This window comes from Ventosimonas gracilis, from assembly GCF_001580025.1.
In the GTDB taxonomy this organism is placed as follows: Bacteria; Pseudomonadota; Gammaproteobacteria; order Pseudomonadales; family Pseudomonadaceae; genus Ventosimonas; species Ventosimonas gracilis.
In genome coordinates this window covers 1-22,722 of record NZ_LSZO01000044.1, presented here as the reverse complement: position 1 = coordinate 22,722, position 22,722 = coordinate 1, and the positions used below count along the sequence as shown (strand labels likewise).

Sequence of the window (22,722 nt, the reverse complement as noted above, 5' to 3'; positions counted from 1 at the left end):
ATTTAAGTCAAGCGCGGTGCTTAACCAAGCAGAGTGCCCCAGCTTTCTACTACATCACCACCCCATTTTTGTTTCCACTCTTTCAGGATGCGATGGTTGCCACCGCGGGTTTCAATCACATCACCGGTATGCGGGTTTTTGTATTGTTTCAATTTACGTTGACGCTTGCTGCCAAATGCCGGACGACCTGCCACGCGTGCTTTTAATGTACGCGAGCTGGGGTCAAGAATGGCATTGATGTCGCGCAGTGATTTGCCGTAATCATCCATCAGCTTGCGCAGTTGCTTTTCAAAATCCAATTCTTTTTGCAGATTGGAGTCTTCAGCGAGGTTTTTTAGACGGTTCTGAAGTTCTTCAATGGCTTCTTTGGTAGAGCGGTATTCATTGATAAGGGACATGGTTTTTACCTTTTCCTTTTCGATTATTGGGAAGATGTGTTACATCGTCGCAGATAATAGTCGGCTATTTTTTACAAGTAAAGTCGTTTGGCATTTTTTGGCACAATTTTAATGGCTTTTTTTCTTTAAGCCGGGATGCCGCGAAAGGTTTCGATAAGCCAGGCAATTAACGGCTTGGCCAAAAAGGCAAACAAACACAGTCCCAGTCCCAAAAACAAAATAGCGGTACCCAAGCGACCGGCTTTGGACTTTTTGGCGAGATCCCAGATAATAAAGGCCATAAAAGCAATCAAACCGCCAATCAGGCTGTACATCATCAGACTTTCAAGCTGCTCGGGTTCCATAAAATTCCTTGGGTTATTTAAGCATTCTCAGCAACTGGGCCACTTCTGCGCGGATCGGGTAAATGGGTCAGTGGCAGTTCGGTGCTTGCCGTAATTTGATCCAGTACAAAGCTCGAACGCACAATGGAAACACCTTCAATGCGTGTTAACGTGCCGAGCAACCATTGTTGATAGTGTTCCATATCCGGCACTATCACTTTAAGCTGATAGTCGGCGTCCATACCTGTGACCAATGCGCACTCCACCACTTCGGGGCACTTACGGATGACTGATTGAAAGTGTTCAAAGCGTTCCGGCGTATGCCGGTCCATACCAATCAACACAAAAGCGGTGAGCGACAGCCCCAGTTTTTTACGATTAAGCAAGGCCACTTGGCGGACGATATAACCTTCATCTTGCAGTTGTTTAACCCGTCTGGAACAAGGCGAAGGCGACAGGCCAATACGTTCGGCCAGCTGCTGATTGGAAAGCCCCGCATCACGCTGCAATTCGGCGAGGATTTTCAGGTCGTAGCGGTCAAGTCGGCTCATATCAATACAGTGCTTGATAGAGTTTGCGGCGATAATCCACGACCAATGGATGCTCGCTGCCGAGTAGTTCAAATACTTGCAGCAGGATTTTATGCGCGGGATTTTCGGCAGGTTTAGGTTTTTTTAAAAATAGCCCGAATAACGCAGGTAGTGCGGTTTCGTATTGCCCGCGGGCCAGTTGGTAAATGGCCAGTTGCGTTGTCGCTTCATCATCGGCTGGATTTTGCGCCAAACGGCTTTTTAGCAGCGCCGCTTCCGGCAAATCTTTGCTCTGCTTTAAAAAGGCAAGAGCCGCCAGTGCTGCGGCCCGTTCTTTTTTATATGTGTCGTCGGTGACTTCATTGAGGATGCGCTGAGCTTCATCCAGTTCATCACGTTCTGCCAAACAACGGGCATATAAAATATGAGCCGCTGCATTATTACTGTCTTCTGCCAGTAGCGCGGCAAGGCGGTTTTCTGCCTCAGCAAAGTGGCCTTGGTTAAATAAGTCCTGTGCTTGTTGCAGCGGGTCTTCGCAGGTCTCAGCTGGAGGCGGCAGATGCGTTTGCAGTAATTCACGGATAACCGATTCGGGTTGTGCGCCGCTAAAGCCATCCACCGGCTGACCGTCTTTAAATAAAACGACGGTAGGCAGGCTGCGAATACCAAATTGAGCGACGATGCTTTGCTCGGCATCACAATCAATCCGCGCCAAATGCAATTGACCGCGAAACTCAGCGGTGATTTTTTCCAGTAGTGGCAGCAATGCTTTACAGGGAGCGCACCACTGCGCCCAAAAGTCCACCAGTACTGGCTGATTAAAGGAGCTTTCCAGTACGCGCTGCTGAAAATCAGCCAGGCCAGATACATCAAAACTGTAGGGGGTTGTGTTCATCACTTTCTCAAGTTGCTTCGGTTATTGTGGCGTGTCACGTAAAAAGACCAAGCGGTTTTCGCTCGAAAGCCCTTTCGAGAAATAATAGCCTTCGGCGTTGAAGGCTTTGAGTGCATCAAGTTGACGCACCCGTTGTTTAATCACAAAACGCGCCATCAAGCCGCGCGCTTTTTTGGCGTAGAAGCTGATGATTTTGTACTGACCGTTTTTCAGGTCACGAAATTCCGTATCGATAATCTGCGCATTCAATGCCTCTTTTTTAACGGCGCTGAAATACTCGCTGGAGGCCAGATTAAGCAGCAGATTATCGCCCTGCTGCGCGAGCGCCTGGTTAAGCCACTGGCTGATTTGCGTGCCCCAAAAGGCATACAGGTCTTTGCCCCGCTGGTTTGCCAGACGCGTACCCATTTCCAATCGATAAGGCTGCATTAAATCGAGCGGACGCAACAGGCCGTACAAGCCAGAGAGTATGCGCAGATGATTTTGCGCAAAGGCAAAGTCTTGTTCGCTAAAATCCTCCGCAGCAAGGCCGGTATAAACATCTCCTTTAAAAGCGAGCAACGCTTGTTTGGCGTTATCCAAGCTAAAAGGCGGCTGCCAACTGGCGTAACGCGCAACATTAAGACCGGCGAGTTTATCGGACAGTTGCATCAATTCACTGATTTGTGCGGGCGTCATCTCGCGCAGTAGCGCAATCAACTGCGCCGATTGTGCTAAATATTCGGGCTGGCTGAATGTTTGTGTGACGGGCTTTGTTGTGTAGTCCAGCGTTTTGGCTGGAGAAATAACCATTAGCATAAAAGGGCTTTCGTTAAATCAGGCGCAAAGAATGCGTAGATTATAGCGAAAGCCGCCTAAGGTTTGCCGAAAACTGTTAGCGCAGCACTTATTTGGCTTACCGATTACCCGCTAAAGCGACTTCATCAGCGGCGACTTCAGGAAAGCCGCTAATACGCCATTGGTTCATCTCGGTCATGGAATACTTTTTTTCGTACTTTTTCCGAGCAATGAAAAACTTGAATGCCAGGTGATGCCTAAACTTTTACAGCTGAACGAACTGCCATGTGCTTTCTCCTGACCTAAGCGTACGACGGAGTCAATGGTTTCAAAAACAGGGTCTGGTCAAGCGCATTGTGCATGATACTTTTTGTTACAATAGCCGTGCCCAATGGATCACTCAATTATCATTATCAAATGATTTTATCAGGAAATTATTTATACAGTTATGCCCTGCGCGCTTGTGCTTGGCTACTTTGCTCGCTCCTGCCTGCTGTCTTCATCCCTGCGCAAGCAGCCGAGCTGGTGCACTACCCCCGTCACAGTAGCGATGCCAATCCAGAGCGCTATGCCACTGAGCTACTGAACCAAGCGTTAAAGCGCGGCGGTGAAGCGTTCAGCTTGCAGCCCTCGCCACTGCCAATGTCACCGGCGCGGGCGATGTACTCGCTGCAACATAACGATGGAAAAATCCAAGTGCTTTGGGCGATGAGTGCCGATCAACGTACTAAAGCTTTACAAGCCGTCAGCATCCCTATTTATCGGGATTTAATCGGCTGGCGTGTGCTGCTGGTACGCAGCAAAGATAAGCCGCGCCTGGCTTCAATTAACACACTAAGCGAGCTTGCTCATCTGCGTTTTGGTCAGCGCAGCGAATGGTCTGATGTCGATATTCTGCGTGCCAATGGGCTGCGCGTACAAACCAGCAACGCCTATCCCAGCCTGTTTTCCATGCTCAATGCCGGTCGCTTCGATTTGCTGCCGCTGGAAATTCTGGTCGCCGCCGAAGAGCAGCAGCGTTTTGCCGCACTGGGTTTGGATTTAGCCTTGGATGACCACCTGTTGCTGCATTATCCCAGCACTTATTACTACTTCACCTCCAAACAAAACCCCAAGTTGGCTGCCGCCATCCGCCGTGGTCTTGAGGCCATGTTGGCCGATGGCAGCTTTGACCGGTTGTTTAACGAAAACTTTGCCGTATCCCTACGTGCGCTTAATTTGGAAAATCGGCAAGTGATTGAACTGAGCAATCCCCTATTGCCAGAAGTCCCCAGCGAACAGCAAAAACGGCATGACCTTTTGTGGCAAAAACGCTTGCCCTCCACCCGTCAAGCAGCGACTGCTCAAGACAGCCAATAAAGGGCTGTGTATTTCATGACATTTGCCCACTGATGGACTACAGTCACTGGCGCTGAATGACTTGTGCAAGGCAGGGTGTATAACCCCGCCTTAAAATAAGTCGAAGTCTCTGCACAAAACCAATATCAAAGCGGAGCACCAACCCCATGCGTATGATCCATTTATTTTATACTTTATTGCTACTGCCCATTATTGCTCAGGGGTTTGATGGTAATGGGAATTATATTTACCGTGAAAATGACAATACCTTTATGCAACTGAGCTTTAAATCAGGCGGTGAAGTTGATTTTAATATCGTCTCGCTAACACGCAACGGCTCGGCTTCTGGCCGTTTTGTGCAGCAAGGGGAAATACTGACCGTCACTTTTCCCGATGCCATGAAAAAATACCCCGAATTAAAATCCGCCTTTCCCGAACGCAAATCAGGACAACTGGAAGGCCGACTTTTTATTGAGCAAGACGGCTCGCTTTCGGTTGAAGGCATGTGGGCATTACAGTTTAAACCTGTCGCTCATTAATACCTATCTTGATTATTTGCCATCGACTCGATTTAAACAAAAAGGTTATTGCCTGCGAGCTGATCAATCAAGCTGACGGGCAATAATCCAAGTGGGCACACAAACAATATCGATAATGAGAATGTATATCAATCAAGCCACTACCCTGTAATCCCAAGCAAAATACTCTGTTATTTTTTAATCCAGCCGTTTTGCTTTCCTTATCGGGGCAGCATAAAATACGTGGCGCTGGATTTGAGCTTATAATTTTTCATTTTGCGGCCACCTTAATTATTACGCCGCCGTTTCCCGCCAGGATTTGACTATGTCTTCCGCCACTGCCGCCACACTCTCGCACAACATTGCTTTTACCATCTTTGTGCTGGGGGTCTTTGGGCTGTGTGCCTTTATGCTGGGTGTTTCCAGCCTGCTCGGCAGCCGCGCGGTTGGGCGCAGCAAGCATGAACCTTTTGAATCCGGCATGCTGCCGGTCGGCAGCGCCCGTCTGCGCTTTTCCGCCAAATTCTATTTGGTGGCGATGCTGTTTGTTATCTTCGATGTCGAAGTCCTCTTTCTTTACGCCTGGGCGGTATCAGCACGCGAAAGCGGCTGGTTCGGCCTTGGCGGTGCTGCGATTTTTATTACCATTCTGTTCGCAGGTCTTGTCTACGAGGGAGCCATCGGTGCGCTGGATTGGGCACCCATGGCTCGCAAAAAAGCGAAGGCGAGGCACGCACAATGAGGCTTTGGCAATGCAATACACCCTTACCCGGGTTGACCCCGAGGCAGATAATGCGCAGTACCCCATAGGCAGCCGCGAGCGGGTAGACGACCCGCTTGAGACGCAAGTACACCGCAATGTGTTTCTCGGCAAACTCACCGATGTGCTGACTAAAACGGTTAACTGGGGGCGTAAAAACTCCCTGTGGCCGTACAACTTTGGTCTGTCCTGCTGCTATGTGGAGATGACCACGGCTTTTACCGCGCCGCATGATATTGCGCGTTTTGGTGCGGAAGTCATTCGTGCGTCCCCACGGCAGGCCGATTTTATGGTGGTGGCCGGCACTTGTTTTATCAAAATGGCACCGATTATCCAGCGCCTGTACGAGCAGATGCTTGAACCCAAGTGGGTGATTTGCATGGGTGCCTGCGCCAATTCCGGCGGCATGTACGACATTTATTCGGTGGTGCAGGGGGTGGACAAATTCCTGCCGGTGGATGTCTATGTCCCCGGCTGCCCGCCGCGTCCTGAAGCCTTTTTGCAGGCGCTGATGCTATTGCAGGATTCGATTGCCGAAGAGCGTCGCCCGCTCTCTTGGGTGGTCGGCGATCAAGGTATTTACCGCGCCGAAATGCCTGCGCAGCGCGAAGTTAAAAAAGCGCAGCGCATTGCTGTCACTAATCTGCGCAGCCCGGATGAGGTGTAAGGCCAAACCATGACCCCGATCGCCGAACTGCAAACCGCCGATTACGCCATTATCAACACCTTGCGGCTGCGCTTTGCTGAAGACGCCGTTAACGTGCAACAAACCCGCACCGGTATGCCGGTGCTTTGGGTGGCTCGTGAAAAACTGATTGAGATACTGCGCTTTTTGCGCGAAGTCCCGCAGCCTTACAGCATGCTGTATGACCTGCACGGGGTGGACGAGCGCTTGCGCGTGCAACGCAGCGGCTTGCCCGATGCGGATTTTTCGGTGTTCTACCATCTGCTGTCGATTGAGCGTAACAGTGATGTACTGATTAAAGTCGCGCTCAGTGAAAACGACCTCAATCTGCCGAGTGCAACCGGCATTTGGCCGAATGCCAACTGGTACGAGCGCGAAGTGTGGGACATGTTCGGCATTAGCTTTGACGGCCATCCGCACTTATCGCGCATTCTGATGCCGCCGACCTGGCAGGGTCATCCGCTGCGCAAGGACTATCCCGCTCGTGCCACTGAGTTTGACCCGTTCGCGCTAAGCCAGGCCAAGCGCGAGATAGAAGAAGAAGCCGCGCGCTTTAACCCCGAGGCTTGGGGCATGCGCCGTCATGGCGAGAATGAGGACTATATGTTCCTCAACTTAGGGCCGAACCACCCGTCGGCGCACGGTGCGTTTCGCATTATTTTGCAGCTCGACGGCGAGGAAATTCTCGACTGCGTGCCGGATATCGGCTACCACCATCGTGGCGCGGAAAAAATGGCCGAGCGCCAGTCTTGGCACAGCTTTATTCCCTATACCGACCGTATCGACTATTTGGGCGGGGTGATGAACAACCTGCCCTACGTGCTGGCGGTGGAAAAACTCGCCGGTATTAAAGTCCCCGATCGCGTGGATGTTATCCGCGTGATGCTGGCAGAGTTTTTCCGTATTACCAGTCACTTACTGTTTTTGGGCACTTATATCCAAGACGTTGGCGCCATGACGCCGGTCTTTTTCACCTTTACCGACCGCCAACGCGCCTACAAAGTCATCGAGGCGATCACCGGCTTTCGCTTGCATCCGGCTTGGTATCGCATCGGTGGCGTGGCACACGACCTGCCGCGCGGCTGGGATGCCTTGGTGAAGGAATTTGTCGATTGGCTACCGCGGCGCCTTGATGAATACGAAAAAGCCGCGCTGCAAAACAGCATTCTAAAAGGGCGCACCATAGGCGTTGCCGCCTACAACACCAAAGAAGCGCTGGCATGGGGCGTAACCGGTGCCGGGCTACGCGCGACCGGCTGTAATTTTGATTTGCGCAAGGCGCGGCCTTATTCCGGCTATCAGCATTTTGATTTTGAAGTGCCGCTCGCGGTCAATGGCGATGCTTACGACCGCTGCATCGTGCGTGTGGAAGAAATGCGCCAGAGCATTCGCATTATCGAGCAATGCCTGAAAAACATGCCCGAAGGGCCGTACAAAGCCGACCACCCGCTGACCACGCCACCGCCGAAAGAGCGCACCTTGCAACATATCGAAACGCTGATTACCCACTTTTTGCAGGTCTCCTGGGGGCCGGTCATGCCCGCGAACGAAGCCTTCCAGATGATTGAAGCGACCAAAGGCGCCAACAGTTATTACCTTTTCAGCGATGGCGGCACCATGAGTTACCGCACGCGCATTCGCACGCCCAGCTACGCGCATTTGCAGCAGATACCTTCGGTGATTCGCGGGCAAATGGTGGCGGATTTGATTGCCTATCTAGGCAGCATTGATTTTGTGATGGCCGATGTGGACCGCTAAAACATGAGCCAGACAACCCTGATCCAAACCGACCGCTTTGCTCTGTCTGAACAAGAGCGCAGCGCGATTGAACACGAAATGCAGCACTACGAGGACAGCCGCGCGGCCTCCATTGAGGCACTGAAAATCGTGCAAAAACAGCGCGGCTGGGTGCCCGATGGCGCGATTGATGCCATTGCCGAAGTGCTTGGCATTCCCGCTTCCGATGTCGAAGGCGTGGCGACTTTTTACAGCCAGATTTTCCGCCAGCCGGTTGGGCGGCACATTATCCGTGTGTGCGACAGCATGGTTTGCTATATCGGCGGGCATGAATCGGTGCTATCGGCCATTCAAAATCAGCTAGGCATTGGTCTTGGGCAAACCACGGCGGACGACCGTTTTACCCTGCTGCCGGTCTGCTGCCTTGGCAACTGTGACAAAGCCCCCGCTTTAATGATTGACGACGACACTTACGGCAATATCACGCCCGCGCAAGTGGCCGAACTACTGGAGAGCTACCCATGACCCGCCCGCTGACCTCCATTGGCCCGATTAACCGAAGCCTGCGTAGCGAACAAACCCACCCGCTAACCTTTCGCCTGCGCGAAGACGGCGCGCCGGTTTGGCTTGCCGAGTACCACTCCAAAGGCGGCTACGCTGCAGCGAAAAAAGCGCTTCTTCAGATGAGCGCCGATGAGATCGTAGAGCAAGTTAAAGACTCCGGCCTTAAAGGGCGCGGCGGCGCGGGTTTCCCCACCGGCGTTAAATGGTCGTTAATGCCCAAAGACGAATCCATAAACATCCGCTATCTGCTCTGTAATGCCGATGAAATGGAGCCGAACACCTGGAAAGACCGCCTGCTGATGGAGCAACTGCCGCATCAGCTGATTGAAGGCATGTTGATTAGCGCCAAAGCGCTTAAAGCCTTTCGCGGCTATATCTTTTTGCGCGGAGAATACGTCGATGCCGCCGCCAACCTTAACCAGGCCATAGGCGAGGCCAAAGCCGCCGGATGGCTGGGCAAAAACATCCAGGGCAGCGGTTTTGACTTTGAACTTTTTGTGCATACCGGTGCCGGTCGCTATATCTGCGGCGAAGAAACCGCACTGATCAACTCGCTCGAAGGCCGCCGCGCCAATCCACGTTCCAAACCGCCGTTCCCGGCCGCCGTCGGCGTTTGGGGCAAGCCCACCTGTGTCAATAACGTCGAAACCCTAAGCAATGTTCCGGCGATTATTGTAGGCGGCGTTAACTGGTACAAAAGCCTCGCCCGTCAAGGCAGCGAGGACATGGGAACCAAACTGATGGGCTTTTCCGGCAAGGTAAAAAGCCCGGGCATTTGGGAAGTCCCCTTTGGCATTACCGCACGGGAACTTTTCGAGGACTACGCCGGCGGCATGCAAGACGGCTTTTCGCTGAAATGCTGGCAACCTGGCGGCGCCGGAACCGGCTTTTTACTGCCCGAACATTTAGACGCACGGATGACCAGCGCCGCTATCGGCGCAGTCGGCACGCGCATGGGTACCGGCCTTGCAATGGCGGTTGATAACCGCATCAATATGGTTTCCCTGCTACGAAATATGGAAGCCTTTTTCGCCCGCGAATCCTGCGGCTGGTGCACCCCCTGCCGCGACGGCCTGCCGTGGAGTCTAAAAATCCTGACCGCCCTGGAACAAGGCAAAGGCCAGCCTGGCGACATCGAAACCCTGCTGCAACTGGTTAAAAACTTGGGGCCGGGGCTCACCTTCTGCGCCCACGCCCCCGGTGCGATAGAACCCTTGGACAGCGCAATTAACTATTTTCGTGATGAATTTGAATCCGGCATTGCCAAAACGCCTGTTCCTGCCGCCACGCGGATAAAAGAAATGGAGGCAGCTTGATGGAGCGCAATAAGTCCTATTCATCAAACAAAGAAAATCACAAAGAAAGTCGCGCATTGTTTTTATGTCTTTCTTTTATGCTATTGACTTTATTTTATGCTTATAAAGGCTCTTATACTCCAAACCTTAATGGAGCCTATCTATTTAAAAACAACGGCAAAGTAGCCGTTCAATCTATGGGCATGGTAACTGCCTATGACTTTATAAGCCCATCACCCCTTTTATTTTATGCAACCCGAATTTCTCTAAAAGACTTAAAGCACAATGGCCACTATCCATATTGACGGCAAAGCCTACGAGGTAGACGGCGCAGACAACCTGCTGCAAGCCTGCCTGTCGCTTGGGCTGGATATACCTTACTTTTGCTGGCATCCGGCGCTGGGCAGCGTGGGCGCTTGCCGCCAGTGTGCGGTCAAGCAATATGCGGACGAAAACGACAAGCGCGGGCGGCTGGTCATGTCCTGCATGACCCCGGTTGCCGATAACAAAACCTGGATTGCCATTGAGGACGAAGAGGCCAAAGCCTTCCGCCAAAGCGTGGTGGAATGGCTGATGACCAACCACCCGCACGACTGCCCGGTGTGTGAAGAAGGCGGCCACTGCCATTTGCAGGACATGACGGTCATGACCGGCCACCGCGAGCGGCGCTACCGCTTTAGCAAGCGTACCCACAAAAACCAAGAGCTAGGGCCGTTTATCGCGCACGAGATGAACCGCTGCATCGCCTGCTACCGCTGCGTGCGCTTTTATAAGGACTACGCCGGTGGCACCGATTTGGGCGTCTACGGCGCACACGACAACGTTTATTTTGGCCGCGTGCAAGACGGCACGCTGGAAAGCGAGTTTTCCGGCAACCTGACCGAAGTCTGCCCCACCGGCGTATTTACCGACAAAACCCATTCGGCGCGTTACAACCGCAAATGGGACATGCAGTTTGCCCCGAGCATCTGCCACGGCTGTTCCTCCGGTTGCAATATCAGCCCCGGCGAGCGCTACGGCGAACTGCGTCGTATCGAAAACCGCTACAACGGCTCTGTCAATCGCTACTTTTTATGCGACCGTGGCCGCTTTGGCTACGGCTATGTCAACAGGGGCGACCGCCCACGCCAGCCGCTGCTGATCAACGAAGGCAGCGAATGGCCGCTCACCTTGGACGCGGCACTGGATACCGCCGCCGAACGCTTAAGCGGCAAACGCCTGATTGGAATTGGCTCAGCACGTGCCAGTTTGGAAAGCAACCACGCACTGCGTGAACTGGTCGGCAAGGACAATTTCTATTGCGGTTTGCCCGCAAACGAGTGGGCGAACCTGCAACAGGCGCTTTCCATCTTGCAAAACAGCCCGCTGCCGATTCCTTCCATCCGCGAGATCGAAGCGCACGATGCCATCTTTATCTTGGGCGAGGATTTAACGCAAACCGCCGCCCGCCTGGCGCTTGCCGTACGCCAAGCGGTACGCAGCAAAGGCGCGCAACTCGCGGCCAATATGAATGTGCAGCCTTGGCTGGATGCCGCCGTGCGTACCATTGCGCAAGACGCGGCGCACCCCTTGTTTATTGCCAGCCTCTCGACGACCAAGCTGGACGATATCGCAGAAAGCTGCCTGCACGGCGCGCCGGACGACCTCGCCCGCTTGGGCTTTGCCGTCGCCCATGCCATTGATGACAGCGCCCCGGCGGTTGCCGATTTGGACGAAGCTACCGCTGCACTTTCCGCACGCATTGCCGCTGCCTTGCAACAGGCCAAGCGCCCGTTAGTCATCGGCGGCATGTCCCTTGGTAGCAAAGCGCTATTGCAAGCGAGCAGTAATATCGCCAAAGCGCTGCACAAACAAGGCAAAAACGGCTCGCTCAGTCTGGTAGTGCCGGAGGCCAACAGTCTGGGACTGGCGATGCTCGCGGCCGATGACCACAAACATCTGGACAGCGCACTGGACGCGCTTGCCAGCGGCGAGGCGCAGGCCGTACTGGTGCTGGAAAACGACCTGTATCGCCGCGCCGCCAAGTCCAAGGTAGACCGCGCCCTAAACCAAGCCGAACTGATTATCCACTGCGACCATCAACGCAGCAAAACCAGCGAACGCGCCCATTTGCTGCTGCCAGCCGCAAGCTTTGCCGAAGGCGATGGCACGCTGGTCAGTCAGGAAGGCCGCGCGCAGCGCTTCTTTCAAGTCTTTGAGCCGTCCTACTACGACCCCGCCGTGCTTATTCGCGAAAGCTGGCGCTGGCTGCACGCACTGCACTGCACCTTGCAGGGCAAAACGGTGGACTGGACGCTGCTTGACCAAGCCACAGCCGCTTGCGCGGCCAGTAATCCACAGCTTGCGGCGATAGTCGATGCCGCACCTTCGGCTTCATTTCGTATCAAAGGATTGAAACTCGCACGCGAGCCGCTGCGCTACAGCGGGCGCACCTCCATGCGAGCCCACTTAAGCGTACACGAGCCGCGTCAACCGCAAGACCCGGATTCGCCCTTTGCCTACTCGATGGAAGGCTATTCCGGCGCAAAAGAAGACCGTCAACAGATTCCCTTTGCCTGGTCGCCAGGCTGGAACTCGCCGCAAGCCTGGAACAAATTCCAGGACGAAGTCGGCGGCCACTTACGCGCCGGTGACCCCGGCGTTCGCCTGATTGAGCCAGAAGACGACAATCTCGACTGGATCGACAGCATTCCCAGCGCGTTTGTAGCAGGTAGCGATGCACAGCGCTTGCTGATCGTGCCCAAACATCATCTGTTCGGCAGTGAAGAAACCAGTGCCCGCGCCGCGCCTATCGCCAAACGCATGGATGCGCCCAGCGCCAGCCTAAGCCCCGCTTGCGCCGCGCGTTTGGGACTTTGCGAAGGCGAACTGCTCGAACTTTCCAGCGAAAACGGCCTATATCTGCGCCTGCCGCTTAAGCTCGACCCGGCGCTGGCCGACGGCCTGCTCGCGCTGCCCGCCGGATTCGATGGCATGCCGATTTTGGCGGCCGACCAATGCACCCAAGTGCAAGCCGCGGCAAAGACTGAGGAGGCGCTGTCATGAGTTGGCTCAGCCCCGAAGTCATCGACATTCTGCTGGCCGTGATTAGAGCCATCGTGATCCTGCTCACCGTAGTCGTTTGCGGCGCGCTACTGTCTTGGGTTGAACGTCGCCTGCTCGGCTGGTGGCAAGACCGTTATGGGCCAAACCGCGTGGGGCCGTTTGGCGCGTTTCAGCTTGGCGCAGACATGATCAAGATGTTCTTTAAAGAGGACTGGATACCGCGCTTTGCCGATAAATCGATTTTTATTATCGCGCCCATTGTCGCCATGAGCGCCATGCTACTGGCCTTTGTCATTATCCCGATTACCCCCACCTGGGGCGTGGCGGATTTAAATATTGGCCTGCTGTTTTTTATGGCAATGGCCGGGCTTTCTGTTTACGCGGTGCTATTTGCCGGTTGGTCAAGTGCCAATAAATATGCCCTGCTCGGCGCATTAAGAGCTTCGGCGCAAACCGTCTCTTATGAAGTCTTTATGGGTGTTGCCTTAATGGGCGTGGTACTGCAAGCCGGTTCGTTTAATCTGCGCGATATTGTCGAATATCAGGCACAAAATTTTTGGTTTATTATTCCGCAGTTCTTTGGCTTTTGTACCTTCTTTATCGCCGCCATTGCCGTTACCCACCGTCACCCGTTTGACCAACCGGAAGCCGAACAGGAACTCGCCGATGGTTATCATATTGAATACGCCGGCATGAAATGGGGCATGTTCTTTGTCGGCGAATACGTTGCCATTGTATTTATTTCCGCGTTATTAACTACCTTATTCTTTGGCGGCTGGCACGGCCCGTTTGGATTATTCCCGCAAATTCCCTTTATCTGGTTTGCGCTGAAAACGTCCTTTTTTATTATGATATTTATCCTGCTGCGTGCCTCGGTACCACGTCCGCGTTACGACCAGGTAATGAGTTTTAGCTGGAAGTTCTGCCTGCCGCTGACTTTAATCAATCTGCTCATTACTGGCGTTTTAGTTGTGGCGGCAGGCTAAAGGAACAGACCATGATCAAGCAACTGATTAACTACATTATCCACGTACTGCACGGCACTTATACACAACTGCGCAGCGTAGTGATGATCTTCGGCCACGGCTTTCGCAAGCGCGATACTTTGCAATATCCGGAAGAGCCGGTTTATTTGCCGCCGCGTTATCGCGGGCGCATTGTCTTAACCCGCGACCCGGACGGCGAAGAGCGCTGCGTTGCCTGTAACCTCTGCGCAGTCGCTTGCCCGGTCGGTTGCATCTCGCTGCAAAAAGCGGAAAAAGACGACGGGCGCTGGTTTCCTGAGTTTTTCCGCATTAACTTTTCACGCTGCATTTTTTGTGGCCTGTGTGAAGAAGCCTGCCCAACTACCGCCATTCAATTAACCCCCGACTTTGAAATGGCCGAATATAAACGCCAAGACTTGGTCTATGAAAAAGAGCATCTGTTGATTTCCGGCACCGGTAAAAATCCAGATTATAACTTCTACCGTATTGCCGGTATGGAAATTGCCGGCAAAGCCAAAGGCGCGGCAGAAAACGAAGCCGAGCCGATTAATGTAAAAGGTCTGCTGCCATGATTATTATGCTAAAACCGCAAATCAAACAGACTATTGCCCAGGTGGAACAGTGGCTTGCCCAACATGCCGCAGGAAAACCCGCACCGCTGTCCACCCCTACACTTAAATCGGTACACTTTCAACTGAATAAAATGCTGGTTTGCATGAGCCCCAAACTCTATCGCCCCACTTACCCAAAATTTTTAATTGATTGCTGGCAGGATAACGAGATAAACCAGCAAGCGGTTAATACTCTAAATACGTTGGCTGGCAACTATAACCAGATTAACCATTAAAAAGGAGCAGTATCATGGCGGACGAAAAAGACGACTTGTTTTTTAGCGAAGAAGACTTTGAAGATAAAGCCGAATGGCTGGAATATTCCAAGCATGTGCATAAAGAAGAAGAAGAACGCGAGAAGAAAGAGCAAGAATTTCTGCGCACTCATCCGGGCGCAAGCCATGCCGACTATCTTGCCGCTAAAGAGGCTGCCAAAAAATGATTAAAGGAGGCGCAATAAAGCCATGCCGATAGCCTTTTACTTGGCCGCCGGTGCTGCGGTATTTGCAACGCTTAGGGTCATTACTGGCAGCAATCCGGTGCATGCATTGCTGTATTTGGTGATTTCCTTAATTGCCGTGGCCATGTGTTTTTTCTGCCTGGGTGCACCACTGGCCGGAGCGCTGGAAATTATCGTTTACGCCGGTGCCATTATGGTGCTGTTTGTATTTGTGGTAATGATGCTCAATTTAGGTGCGCAAGTGCTCCAGCAGGAAAAAAAATGGCTGCGCCCACAAATCTGGATTGGCCCATCCATCTTGGCCTTATTGCTGCTGGCTGAATTACTCTATGTATTATTGGTATCCGGCCAAAATACGGCGATTGGACTTGAAACCGTCGATGGCAAAGCCATTGGCATCAGTTTATTTGGCCCATTTATATTGGTCGTGGAACTTTCCGCGCTGTTGCTATTGGCGGCGCTGGTGGCGGCTTTCCACTTGGGTCGCCAAGAAGCCAAGGAGTCATAAATGCAGGCCGTAGCACTGGAACACGCGCTGATGCTCTCGGCGATACTCTTTTGTTTGGGACTTTGCGGGCTGTTAATGCGCCGCAATATTCTATTTATCCTGATGAGCCTTGAAGTAATGATGAATGCGGCAGCACTGGCTTTTGTCGCTGCCGGCAGTCGCTGGGTAGCCGCAGATGGGCAAGTGATGTTTATTTTAATATTAACCTTGGCCGCCGCCGAAGCCTCCATTGGCCTTGCCCTATTACTGCAACTGTACCGCCGTTTTCATACCATGGATATTGACGCGGCCAGCGAGATGCACGGATGAATACTTTGTTTTTATGCCTGTTATTTCCGCTGTTGGGCTGGGCAATACTAGCCTTTTCTCGTGGGCGTTTATCAGAAAAGCTAAGCGCCGTCATTGGCGTGGGCAGTGTCGGCTTATCAGCGCTATTTGCCTTTTGGATTATTGTCCAATTTAATTTAAATCCGCCGCAAAATGGCGTATTTATTCAGCATCTGTGGAACTGGGTAAGCGTCGCTGATTTTACCCCGGGCATTACCCTGTATCTCGATGGATTATCTTTAACGCTGCTCGGCGTAGTCACCGGCGTAGGCTTTTTAATTCATCTATTTGCCTCTTGGTATATGCGCGGTGAAAACGGCTACTCGCGCTTTTTTGCCTATACCAATTTATTTATCTTTAGCATGCTGCTGCTGATATTGGGTGACAGCCTGCCGCTATTATATTTTGGCTGGGAAGGCGTAGGGCTTTGTTCTTATTTATTGATTGGCTTTTATTACAGCGAACGTAAAAACGGCAATGCCGCGATGAAAGCCTTTATCGTCACCCGTATCGGTGACGTATTTATGGCGATTGGCCTGTTTATTCTGTTTGCCCAATTAGGCACGCTCAATATCCAGCAACTGTTAATACTCGCTCCGCAACGCTTCGCCGCGGGCGATTTTTGGATTGAACTCGCCTGCTTGATGCTGCTCGGCGGTGCCGTCGGCAAATCCGCGCAACTGCCGCTGCAAACCTGGCTGGCCGATGCCATGGCAGGCCCCACGCCGGTTTCTGCGTTAATCCACGCAGCGACTATGGTCACTGCCGGGGTTTACTTGATTGCCCGCTGCCACGGCCTGTTTAGCTTGGCACCGGAAACCTTGGAGCTGGTCGGTATCGTCGGCGCGGCCACCTTGGTCATGGCCGGATTTGCCGCGCTGGTACAGACCGACATCAAGCGCATTCTGGCTTATTCGACCATGAGCCAACTCGGCTACATGTTTTTGGCGCTCGGCGTAGGCGGCTGGAGCGCGGCGATTTTCCACCTGATGACCCATGCGTTTTTCAAAGCGCTACTGTTTTTGGCCTCAGGCTCAGTGATTATCGCCTGCCATCATGAGCAAAATATTTTCAAAATGGGCGGGCTGTGGAAGAAATTACCACTCGCCTATGCCTCGTTTATCGTCGGCGGCTGCGCACTGGCCGCCTTGCCGTTGCTTACTGCGGGCTTTTACTCCAAGGATGAAATCCTCTGGGAGGCGTTTGCCAGCGGTCACAGCAGCTTGCTCTATGCCGGTTTGCTTGGCGCGTTTATGACCTCGCTCTACAGCTTTCGGTTAATTTTTATTGCCTTCCACGGGCAGGCGAAAACCGACGCGCACGCGCCCAAAGGATTGGCGCATGGACTGCCACTGCTCACGCTGCTGGTTTTATCGACCTTTATTGGCGCACTGATTAGCCCGCCGCTCGCGCAGGTACTGCCGCAAAGCCCCGGCCAGGGTTTGCAGGCGGGCAAGCACGCGCTGGAGATTACCTCCGGATCCATTGCGCTCGCCGGTATTGTGCTGGCTGCGCTGCTATTTTTACTGCGCCCTGATCTTTCGCAAAAAATCGCACAAAGTGCGCTCGGACGTTTTTTGTCTGCCTGGTGGTTTGCCGCCTTTGGTTTTGACTGGCTGTACGACAAGCTGTTGGTAAAACCCTACCTTTTCATCAGCTACGGACTGCGAGCCGACCCGGTCAATAGCGGCATTGGCGTGATCCCCAAGCTGGCGCGACGGCTTAACCAAGCGGCCAGCCTTTCGCAAAACGGCAAGCTGCGCTGGTACGCCGCCGCCATGACCGCCGGTGCCATCGCTCTCTTGGCCGTATTGGTGCTACTGCCGTGATGATGCTAAGGGTGCCCGCTTGCGCGATAGAGGGCGAGACCAGGCGCAAACCGCATTTTTGTAACCCACTGATTTTTTTTACGGACTGATAGACCACCATGATTTTGCCCTGGCTTATTCTCATTCCCTTTATCGGCGGGCTGCTGTGCTGGCAGGGCGAGCGCTTTGGCAACCGCTTGCCGCGCTTGATTGCCTTAATCAGCATGGCGCTGCTGTTTTTCCTTAGCCTTTGGCTGTGGGCGGCGGCGGATTTTTCACTCGCGCCCGCACCGGGCGAGCTGCGTTGGGCGAGCGAGTTCAGGCTGCCTTGGATTAGCCGTTTTGGCATTGATTTTCATCTGGCGCTCGATGGCCTTTCCGTGCTGATGGTGGTGCTAACCGGCCTTTTGGGTGTGCTCTCAGTGCTTTGTTCGTGGAGCGAGGTGCAGCGGCGCGTGGGCTTTTTCCACCTAAACCTGTTGTGGATTTTGGGCGGCGTGGTCGGCGTATTTTTAGCGATTGACTTGTTTTTGTTCTTCTTCTTTTGGGAAATGATGCTGGTTCCCATGTATTTTTTGATTGCGCTCTGGGGGCATTCCGGCAGCAGCGGCAAAACCCGCATCAACGCAGCGACCAAGTTTTTTATCTACACCCAGGCCAGCGGTTTGGTGATGCTGGTCGCCATCTTGGCGCTGGTTTTAATCCACTACCAACAAACCGGCGTTTTAACCTTTGCCTATCAAGCGCTGCTTGAGACCGAGCTATCGGCGGGTACTGAATACCTGCTGATGCTGGGCTTTTTTATCGCCTTTGCGGTGAAGTTTCCGGTGGTGCCGCTGCACTCTTGGTTGCCTGATGCACACGCGCAAGCACCTACCGCAGGTTCGGTGGATTTGGCCGGTATTTTGCTAAAAACCGCCGCTTACGGCCTGATGCGCTTTGCCTTGCCGTTATTCCCTAATGCTTCGGCAGAATTTGCGCCGATCGCCATGTGGCTTGGCGTCTTTGCCATTGTTTATGCCGCGCTGCTGTCCTTTGCACAACGCGACATCAAGCGCCTCGTTGCTTATTCGAGCATCTCGCATATGGGCTTTGTGCTGATTGCGATTTATTCCGGCAGCCTCTTGGCGCTGCAAGGCGCGGTGGTGCAGATGGTCGCGCACGGCCTGTCGGCGGCGGCGCTGTTTATCCTCTGCGGGCAGCTTTACGAGCGTATCCATACCCGCGATATGACCCAAATGGGCGGCATTTGGGCGCGACTGGCCTGGCATCCGGCGTTTTCCCTGTTCTTTGCCGCCGCCGCGTTGGGGCTGCCGGGCACCGGTAACTTTATCGGCGAATTTTTGATTTTGCTGGGCAGCTTCCCCGTTGCACCTTGGGTCACGGCAATTGCAGCCAGCGGCTTGGTGCTGGGGTCGGTGTATGCACTATCGATGATTCACCGCGCCCATTTTGGCCCGGCGCAAAGTGACCAGCCGCTGAAAGGGCTTGGCAAACGCGAGCTTTGCATGGTGATGGGTCTTGCCGTGCTTTTAATTGCGCTTGGCCTGTATCCGCAGCCGGTACTTGATACCAGCGCCGCCAGCATGCAAGGCGTACAGCACTGGTTTGAAGCGGCTTCCAGCCATTCGCTCGGGGACTAAACAGTTTATGCAAACCTTTACTTTTGACGACGCGCTGGCGCTATCTCCTATTTTGATCACCAGCCTGAGTGCCTTGGCAGTCATGCTCGCCATTGCCGCCGGACGCAACCATACGCGCACCTTTATCCTTTCGGTGATCGGCCTTAACCTTGCGTTGCTATCGATGCTCGCTGCGCTTTCCGTACCGCCCAAGCTGTTTATGGAACTGCTGTGGCTTGACCGCTTCAGCTATTTTTACTGCACCCTCATTCTGGTAGCGACGCTCGCCTGCGTGACCCTGTGCCACGCCTATATGGGCGAGCGTCAACAGGACAGAGGCTTTCCCGGTAACCGCGAGGAAATCTATCTGCTGCTATTACTCGCGGCCGTGGGCGGCATGGTGCTGGTCAGCGCGCAACACCTGGCGAGCCTCTTTATTGGCCTTGAGCTGTTATCCGTGCCGGTTTACGGCATGGTCGCCTACGCCTTCTTTAATCGCCGTTCACTGGAAGCGGGCATCAAATACATGGTGCTTTCCGCCGCCGGTAGCGCTTTTTTACTGTTCGGCATGGCGCTGCTGTATGCCGATTTAGGGCAGATGGACTTTTACGGCATCGGCCAGCACCTCGCACAAACCAACAGCCTGCTGGCGCGTCTTGGTCTGGGACTCATGTTGGTGGGACTGGGCTTTAAGCTGTCGCTAGTGCCTTTTCACCTATGGACGGCGGATGTCTACGAAGGCGCTCCCGCACCGGTTGCCGCCTTTTTGGCTACCGCCAGCAAAGTGGCCGTATTTGCCGTGCTGCTGCGCTTACTGCAATGGATTCCGGGCGCTACCGAAGGCGCATTAGGCATTTTGCTTGGCCTGATTGCCGCCGCCTCCATCCTGGTCGGCAACCTTGCCGCCTTAATGCAAAATAATCTCAAACGCCTGCTCGGCTTTTCCTCCATTGCCCATTTTGGTTATCTGCTGATTGCGCTGATTGCCGGTTCAGGAATGGCGGTGGAAGCCGTCGGCGTGTATCTCGCCACCTATGTGATGACTACGCTCGGCGCATTCGGCGTGATTACGCTTATGTCCACCCCGTACAGCGGTCGTGATGCCGATGCCTTGTACGAATACCGCGGCCTGTTCTGGCGCAGGCCTTGGCTGACCGTCGTGCTTACCGTGATGATGCTGTCCTTGGCCGGTATTCCGCTGACCACCGGCTTTATCGGCAAGTTCTATGTCATCGCGAGCGGCGTGGAATCCAAGCAATGGTGGCTGCTGGCGACGCTGATTATCGGCAGCGGGATAGCCGTGTTCTATTACCTGCGCGTGATGGTCGCGCTCTATCTGGTCGAGCCCAATCTAAAACGCCACGACGCACCGCTCCATTGGGGCACCCACGCGGGCGGCATTATGCTGCTGATCGTCACCCTGCTCGCCTTTATTCTGGGCGTTTATCCGCAGCCACTGCTCGATTTGGTGCAGGCCGGAGCGCTGGCTGGCTGATTGGCCTGCCTGGCGGCAAACGCCTGAAGCTGTGGATAGACTTCAGCAAAGTCCGCACTCAACTTCGGGTAAAGCCGCTCAAGCGCCAAAAAAGCGCCTCGAAACAGTTCGGGGCGCGACAAACGCCGCGCCATATCCTCAAGCGCCCGTTCCAGTACGGCAAAGTCGCGGTAGCTGCCAAGCCAGTCCTGTGCCGCCATGCGCGGCGCAATGACCCTCAGCCGTGCGGGCAATTCAGCTTGCCGCAACAGCCGGTAAACCCGCGCAGTAAACCGCGGCAAAGGTTCTGCGCTGTACTGCGACCAGTCACGGGCAAGGCAGTGGTCAAAAAACAAATCCAGCAAAATACCGGCAACCCGCCGCTGCTCGCCGGGAAAACGCGCACGGCTTACGGCAAACAGCGGATGCGTGTCCGTCAACTGGTCAATCGCGCGGTGCAAGGCAATGCCCGCCTCAATACCCGGACTAAAACGCCCATTAAGAGCGCCTTTGACAAAATCGCCGTACAGACTGCCCAGCAGTTGCTCGGGTTCATTGCCGCCCAAATGCAAATGCGCCAGCCAGTTCAAGGCAGGTTCTCCTGTTTAGGGTCTGTTCCCGTGCATAAAAGCGTTACGCAAAACCATGCGCAAACCTCCTGTATCAACGGGCAAAGTCGCTATCATAGCGGCTTTATTTTTTACGTAAGTGACCCATGATGAATGAACAGGAATACCTGCTCGCTTGGTCTGTTTATATCGCAGCAGCGCTTGGCCTGCTGCTGGTCTGTTTTCGCTTAACGGCTTGGATGTGGCGACCGCTGCGCGAATTGCTGCGCCTTGGCATTTGCGTGCTGCTGTTTACCCCGGCGCTGATTGAGCAAGGACTACTTGCGCCTTCGCTGGCGGTGGTCGCTTTGGACATACTGAAAATGGGCGAGCACAGCGAAAGTGCCTTGCGCAATCTGCAACTGAGTGCAGTGGTCGCCTTAGCGCTGTATCTGCTGTGGGTGTTCCTGCGACTGTTCTGGCACAACCTGCTCACTACATCTGCATCACCGGCATCTCCTCGTGCCAGCAGGCCAAGAAAACCAAGCTCCCCAACATTGGTCGATAAAAAGCAGCCCGCCCTACCGGCAAGCCGCTTTTCCCGCATTGAGCCGTACCTGTAAGGCATCTTTTATGTGCGAACTGCTTGGCATGAGCGCCAATGTGCCCACCGATATTGTTTTTAGTTTCAGTGGCTTAATCCAACGCGGCGGCGGCAGCGGACCCCATCGGGACGGCTGGGGCATTGCCTTTTATGAAGGGCGCGGACTGCGCCTGTTTCAAGAACCCTCGGCCAGCGCGCATTCGGAAATTGCCCGCATGGTGCAGCGTTATCCCATTAAAAGCGAAGTGGTCATCGGCCATATCCGCCAAGCCAATGTCGGACAAGTTAGCCTCGCCAATACACACCCCTTTGTGCGCGAACTCTGGGGGCGCAATTGGTGCTTTGCGCATAATGGACAATTAAAGGATTTTTATCCCGAACCTGGTTTTTACCAACCGATTGGTGACACCGACAGCGAAGCGGCCTTTTGTGATTTGCTTAACCGCCTGCGACAAAAATTCCCCGAACCTGCCGCGCCACAAGCATTACTGGCGGATTTATTGACGGCCTGTGATCACTATCAAACAAAAGGCGTATTTAACTGCCTGCTCAGCAATGGCGATTGGTTATTTACCTTTTGCAGCACAAAACTCGCGCAAATCACCCGCCGCGCTCCCTTTGGCTGCGCACAGCTTAAAGATATGGATTTAACCGTAGACTTTAAAGCACAAACCACACCGGATGATATTGTCACGGTGATTTCAACTGAGCCTTTAACCTGCAATGAGAAGTGGCAGTTAAATCAACCGGGGGATTGGTATTTATGGCAGCGCGGCAAGTGTATTGGCAGTGGTAATGTTTTTTAGAAGCCACATTATCTAAGGGTCTTAGGAAGCAAACGCGATCAAAGCGGCTGTTCACGCAGTAATTTTAGCAAGGCCAGATAGATGTTTTCATGTCGATGATTGA

General features: G+C 53.6%; 26 protein-coding genes. 20 read left to right on the top strand and 6 right to left on the bottom strand.

From position 1 onward, the window contains the following. Positions 1-20: 20 nt before the first annotated feature. The 5 genes from mvaT to yaaA form a co-directional block, all read right to left on the bottom strand. Entirely contained in the window at positions 21-398 is a 378-nt protein-coding gene (mvaT, locus tag AXE65_RS02260) for a histone-like nucleoid-structuring protein MvaT (RefSeq protein WP_068387489.1), read from the bottom strand. A gap of 125 nt (positions 399-523) precedes the next feature. Further along, positions 524-742 (bottom strand): DUF2788 domain-containing protein, encoded by a 219-nt coding sequence (locus AXE65_RS02255; protein ID WP_068387486.1) that lies wholly within the window; start codon positions 740-742, stop codon positions 524-526. 17 nt (positions 743-759) lie between these two features. Further along, a complete protein-coding gene (locus AXE65_RS02250) occupies positions 760-1,272 on the bottom strand; it encodes an Lrp/AsnC family transcriptional regulator (RefSeq protein ID WP_068387483.1) in 513 nt (170 codons plus the stop codon). 1 nt (position 1,273) lies between these two features. After that, positions 1,274-2,146 carry a thioredoxin gene (trxA, locus tag AXE65_RS02245; protein ID WP_068387480.1) on the bottom strand — a complete coding sequence of 291 codons (873 nt, stop codon included), beginning with the start codon at positions 2,144-2,146 and terminating at the stop codon, positions 1,274-1,276. 21 nt (positions 2,147-2,167) lie between these two features. Then, entirely contained in the window at positions 2,168-2,944 is a 777-nt protein-coding gene (gene yaaA / locus AXE65_RS02240) for a peroxide stress protein YaaA (RefSeq protein ID WP_068387477.1), read from the bottom strand. 504 nt (positions 2,945-3,448) lie between these two features. Between yaaA and AXE65_RS02235 the strand changes: the two genes are divergently transcribed. The 18 genes from AXE65_RS02235 to nuoN all read left to right on the top strand — a co-directional run bounded on the left by AXE65_RS02235 (position 3,449) and on the right by nuoN (position 20,682). Beyond that, the gene (locus AXE65_RS02235; protein ID WP_193393230.1) at positions 3,449-4,282 is read left to right on the top strand and encodes a substrate-binding periplasmic protein; all 834 of its coding nucleotides are present in this window, start codon (positions 3,449-3,451) and stop codon (positions 4,280-4,282) included. 146 nt (positions 4,283-4,428) lie between these two features. After that, positions 4,429-4,800 carry a hypothetical protein gene (locus AXE65_RS02230; RefSeq protein WP_068387473.1) on the top strand — a complete coding sequence of 124 codons (372 nt, stop codon included), beginning with the start codon at positions 4,429-4,431 and terminating at the stop codon, positions 4,798-4,800. A 304-nt stretch (positions 4,801-5,104) separates the two neighbouring features. Then, entirely contained in the window at positions 5,105-5,521 is a 417-nt protein-coding gene (locus AXE65_RS02225) for an NADH-quinone oxidoreductase subunit A (protein WP_068387470.1), read from the top strand. Between the two features lie 10 nt (positions 5,522-5,531). After that, positions 5,532-6,206, top strand: a complete 675-nt coding sequence (locus AXE65_RS02220) for an NADH-quinone oxidoreductase subunit B (RefSeq protein WP_068387468.1) — start codon at positions 5,532-5,534, stop codon at positions 6,204-6,206. 9 nt (positions 6,207-6,215) lie between these two features. Next, positions 6,216-7,982 carry an NADH-quinone oxidoreductase subunit C/D gene (nuoC, locus tag AXE65_RS02215; RefSeq protein WP_068387465.1) on the top strand — a complete coding sequence of 589 codons (1,767 nt, stop codon included), beginning with the start codon at positions 6,216-6,218 and terminating at the stop codon, positions 7,980-7,982. A gap of 3 nt (positions 7,983-7,985) precedes the next feature. Continuing rightward, positions 7,986-8,486 carry an NADH-quinone oxidoreductase subunit NuoE gene (gene nuoE / locus AXE65_RS02210; RefSeq protein ID WP_068387464.1) on the top strand — a complete coding sequence of 167 codons (501 nt, stop codon included), beginning with the start codon at positions 7,986-7,988 and terminating at the stop codon, positions 8,484-8,486. Then, complete coding sequence (nuoF, locus tag AXE65_RS02205) at positions 8,483-9,841, top strand: NADH-quinone oxidoreductase subunit NuoF (RefSeq protein WP_068387463.1); 1,359 nt, start codon at positions 8,483-8,485, stop codon at positions 9,839-9,841. Before nuoE ends, nuoF begins: the two co-directional genes overlap by 4 nt. Then, the gene (locus AXE65_RS02200; protein ID WP_068387455.1) at positions 9,841-10,125 is read left to right on the top strand and encodes a hypothetical protein; all 285 of its coding nucleotides are present in this window, start codon (positions 9,841-9,843) and stop codon (positions 10,123-10,125) included. The genes nuoF and AXE65_RS02200 overlap by 1 nt, the downstream gene beginning before the upstream one ends. Further along, positions 10,106-12,865: an NADH-quinone oxidoreductase subunit NuoG gene (gene nuoG / locus AXE65_RS02195; RefSeq protein ID WP_068387452.1), complete on the top strand. Its 2,760-nt coding sequence runs from the start codon at positions 10,106-10,108 to the stop codon at positions 12,863-12,865. Before AXE65_RS02200 ends, nuoG begins: the two co-directional genes overlap by 20 nt. Then, positions 12,862-13,851: an NADH-quinone oxidoreductase subunit NuoH gene (gene nuoH, locus AXE65_RS02190; protein WP_068387449.1), complete on the top strand. Its 990-nt coding sequence runs from the start codon at positions 12,862-12,864 to the stop codon at positions 13,849-13,851. The genes nuoG and nuoH overlap by 4 nt, the downstream gene beginning before the upstream one ends. A 23-nt stretch (positions 13,852-13,874) precedes the next feature. Then, positions 13,875-14,423 carry an NADH-quinone oxidoreductase subunit NuoI gene (gene nuoI / locus AXE65_RS02185; protein ID WP_439144666.1) on the top strand — a complete coding sequence of 183 codons (549 nt, stop codon included), beginning with the start codon at positions 13,875-13,877 and terminating at the stop codon, positions 14,421-14,423. Beyond that, the gene (locus tag AXE65_RS02180) at positions 14,420-14,698 is read left to right on the top strand and encodes a hypothetical protein (RefSeq protein WP_068387441.1); all 279 of its coding nucleotides are present in this window, start codon (positions 14,420-14,422) and stop codon (positions 14,696-14,698) included. The genes nuoI and AXE65_RS02180 overlap by 4 nt, the downstream gene beginning before the upstream one ends. A 14-nt stretch (positions 14,699-14,712) precedes the next feature. Next, positions 14,713-14,904, top strand: a complete 192-nt coding sequence (locus tag AXE65_RS02175; protein WP_068387438.1) for a hypothetical protein — start codon at positions 14,713-14,715, stop codon at positions 14,902-14,904. A 22-nt stretch (positions 14,905-14,926) separates the two neighbouring features. Next, positions 14,927-15,430: an NADH-quinone oxidoreductase subunit J gene (nuoJ, locus tag AXE65_RS02170; protein WP_068387434.1), complete on the top strand. Its 504-nt coding sequence runs from the start codon at positions 14,927-14,929 to the stop codon at positions 15,428-15,430. After that, positions 15,431-15,739 carry an NADH-quinone oxidoreductase subunit NuoK gene (nuoK, locus tag AXE65_RS02165; protein WP_068387431.1) on the top strand — a complete coding sequence of 103 codons (309 nt, stop codon included), beginning with the start codon at positions 15,431-15,433 and terminating at the stop codon, positions 15,737-15,739. Further along, entirely contained in the window at positions 15,736-17,586 is a 1,851-nt protein-coding gene (gene nuoL, locus AXE65_RS02160) for an NADH-quinone oxidoreductase subunit L (RefSeq protein WP_068387428.1), read from the top strand. The genes nuoK and nuoL overlap by 4 nt, the downstream gene beginning before the upstream one ends. Before the next feature lie 98 nt (positions 17,587-17,684). Beyond that, complete coding sequence (gene nuoM / locus AXE65_RS02155) at positions 17,685-19,208, top strand: NADH-quinone oxidoreductase subunit M (RefSeq protein WP_068387425.1); 1,524 nt, start codon at positions 17,685-17,687, stop codon at positions 19,206-19,208. Positions 19,209-19,215: 7 nt separating this feature from the next. Beyond that, complete coding sequence (gene nuoN, locus AXE65_RS02150; RefSeq protein WP_068387422.1) at positions 19,216-20,682, top strand: NADH-quinone oxidoreductase subunit NuoN; 1,467 nt, start codon at positions 19,216-19,218, stop codon at positions 20,680-20,682. Here nuoN and AXE65_RS02145 read toward each other — a convergent pair. Next, the gene (locus AXE65_RS02145; protein WP_068387417.1) at positions 20,631-21,251 is read right to left on the bottom strand and encodes an acyl carrier protein phosphodiesterase; all 621 of its coding nucleotides are present in this window, start codon (positions 21,249-21,251) and stop codon (positions 20,631-20,633) included. The genes nuoN and AXE65_RS02145 overlap by 52 nt on opposite strands. 125 nt (positions 21,252-21,376) lie before the next feature. Between AXE65_RS02145 and AXE65_RS02140 the strand changes: the two genes are divergently transcribed. Further along, positions 21,377-21,832: an MFS transporter gene (locus AXE65_RS02140; RefSeq protein WP_153015368.1), complete on the top strand. Its 456-nt coding sequence runs from the start codon at positions 21,377-21,379 to the stop codon at positions 21,830-21,832. Positions 21,833-21,842: 10 nt separating this feature from the next. Next, entirely contained in the window at positions 21,843-22,619 is a 777-nt protein-coding gene (locus AXE65_RS02135) for a class II glutamine amidotransferase (protein ID WP_068387405.1), read from the top strand. Positions 22,620-22,722 lie beyond the last annotated feature (103 nt).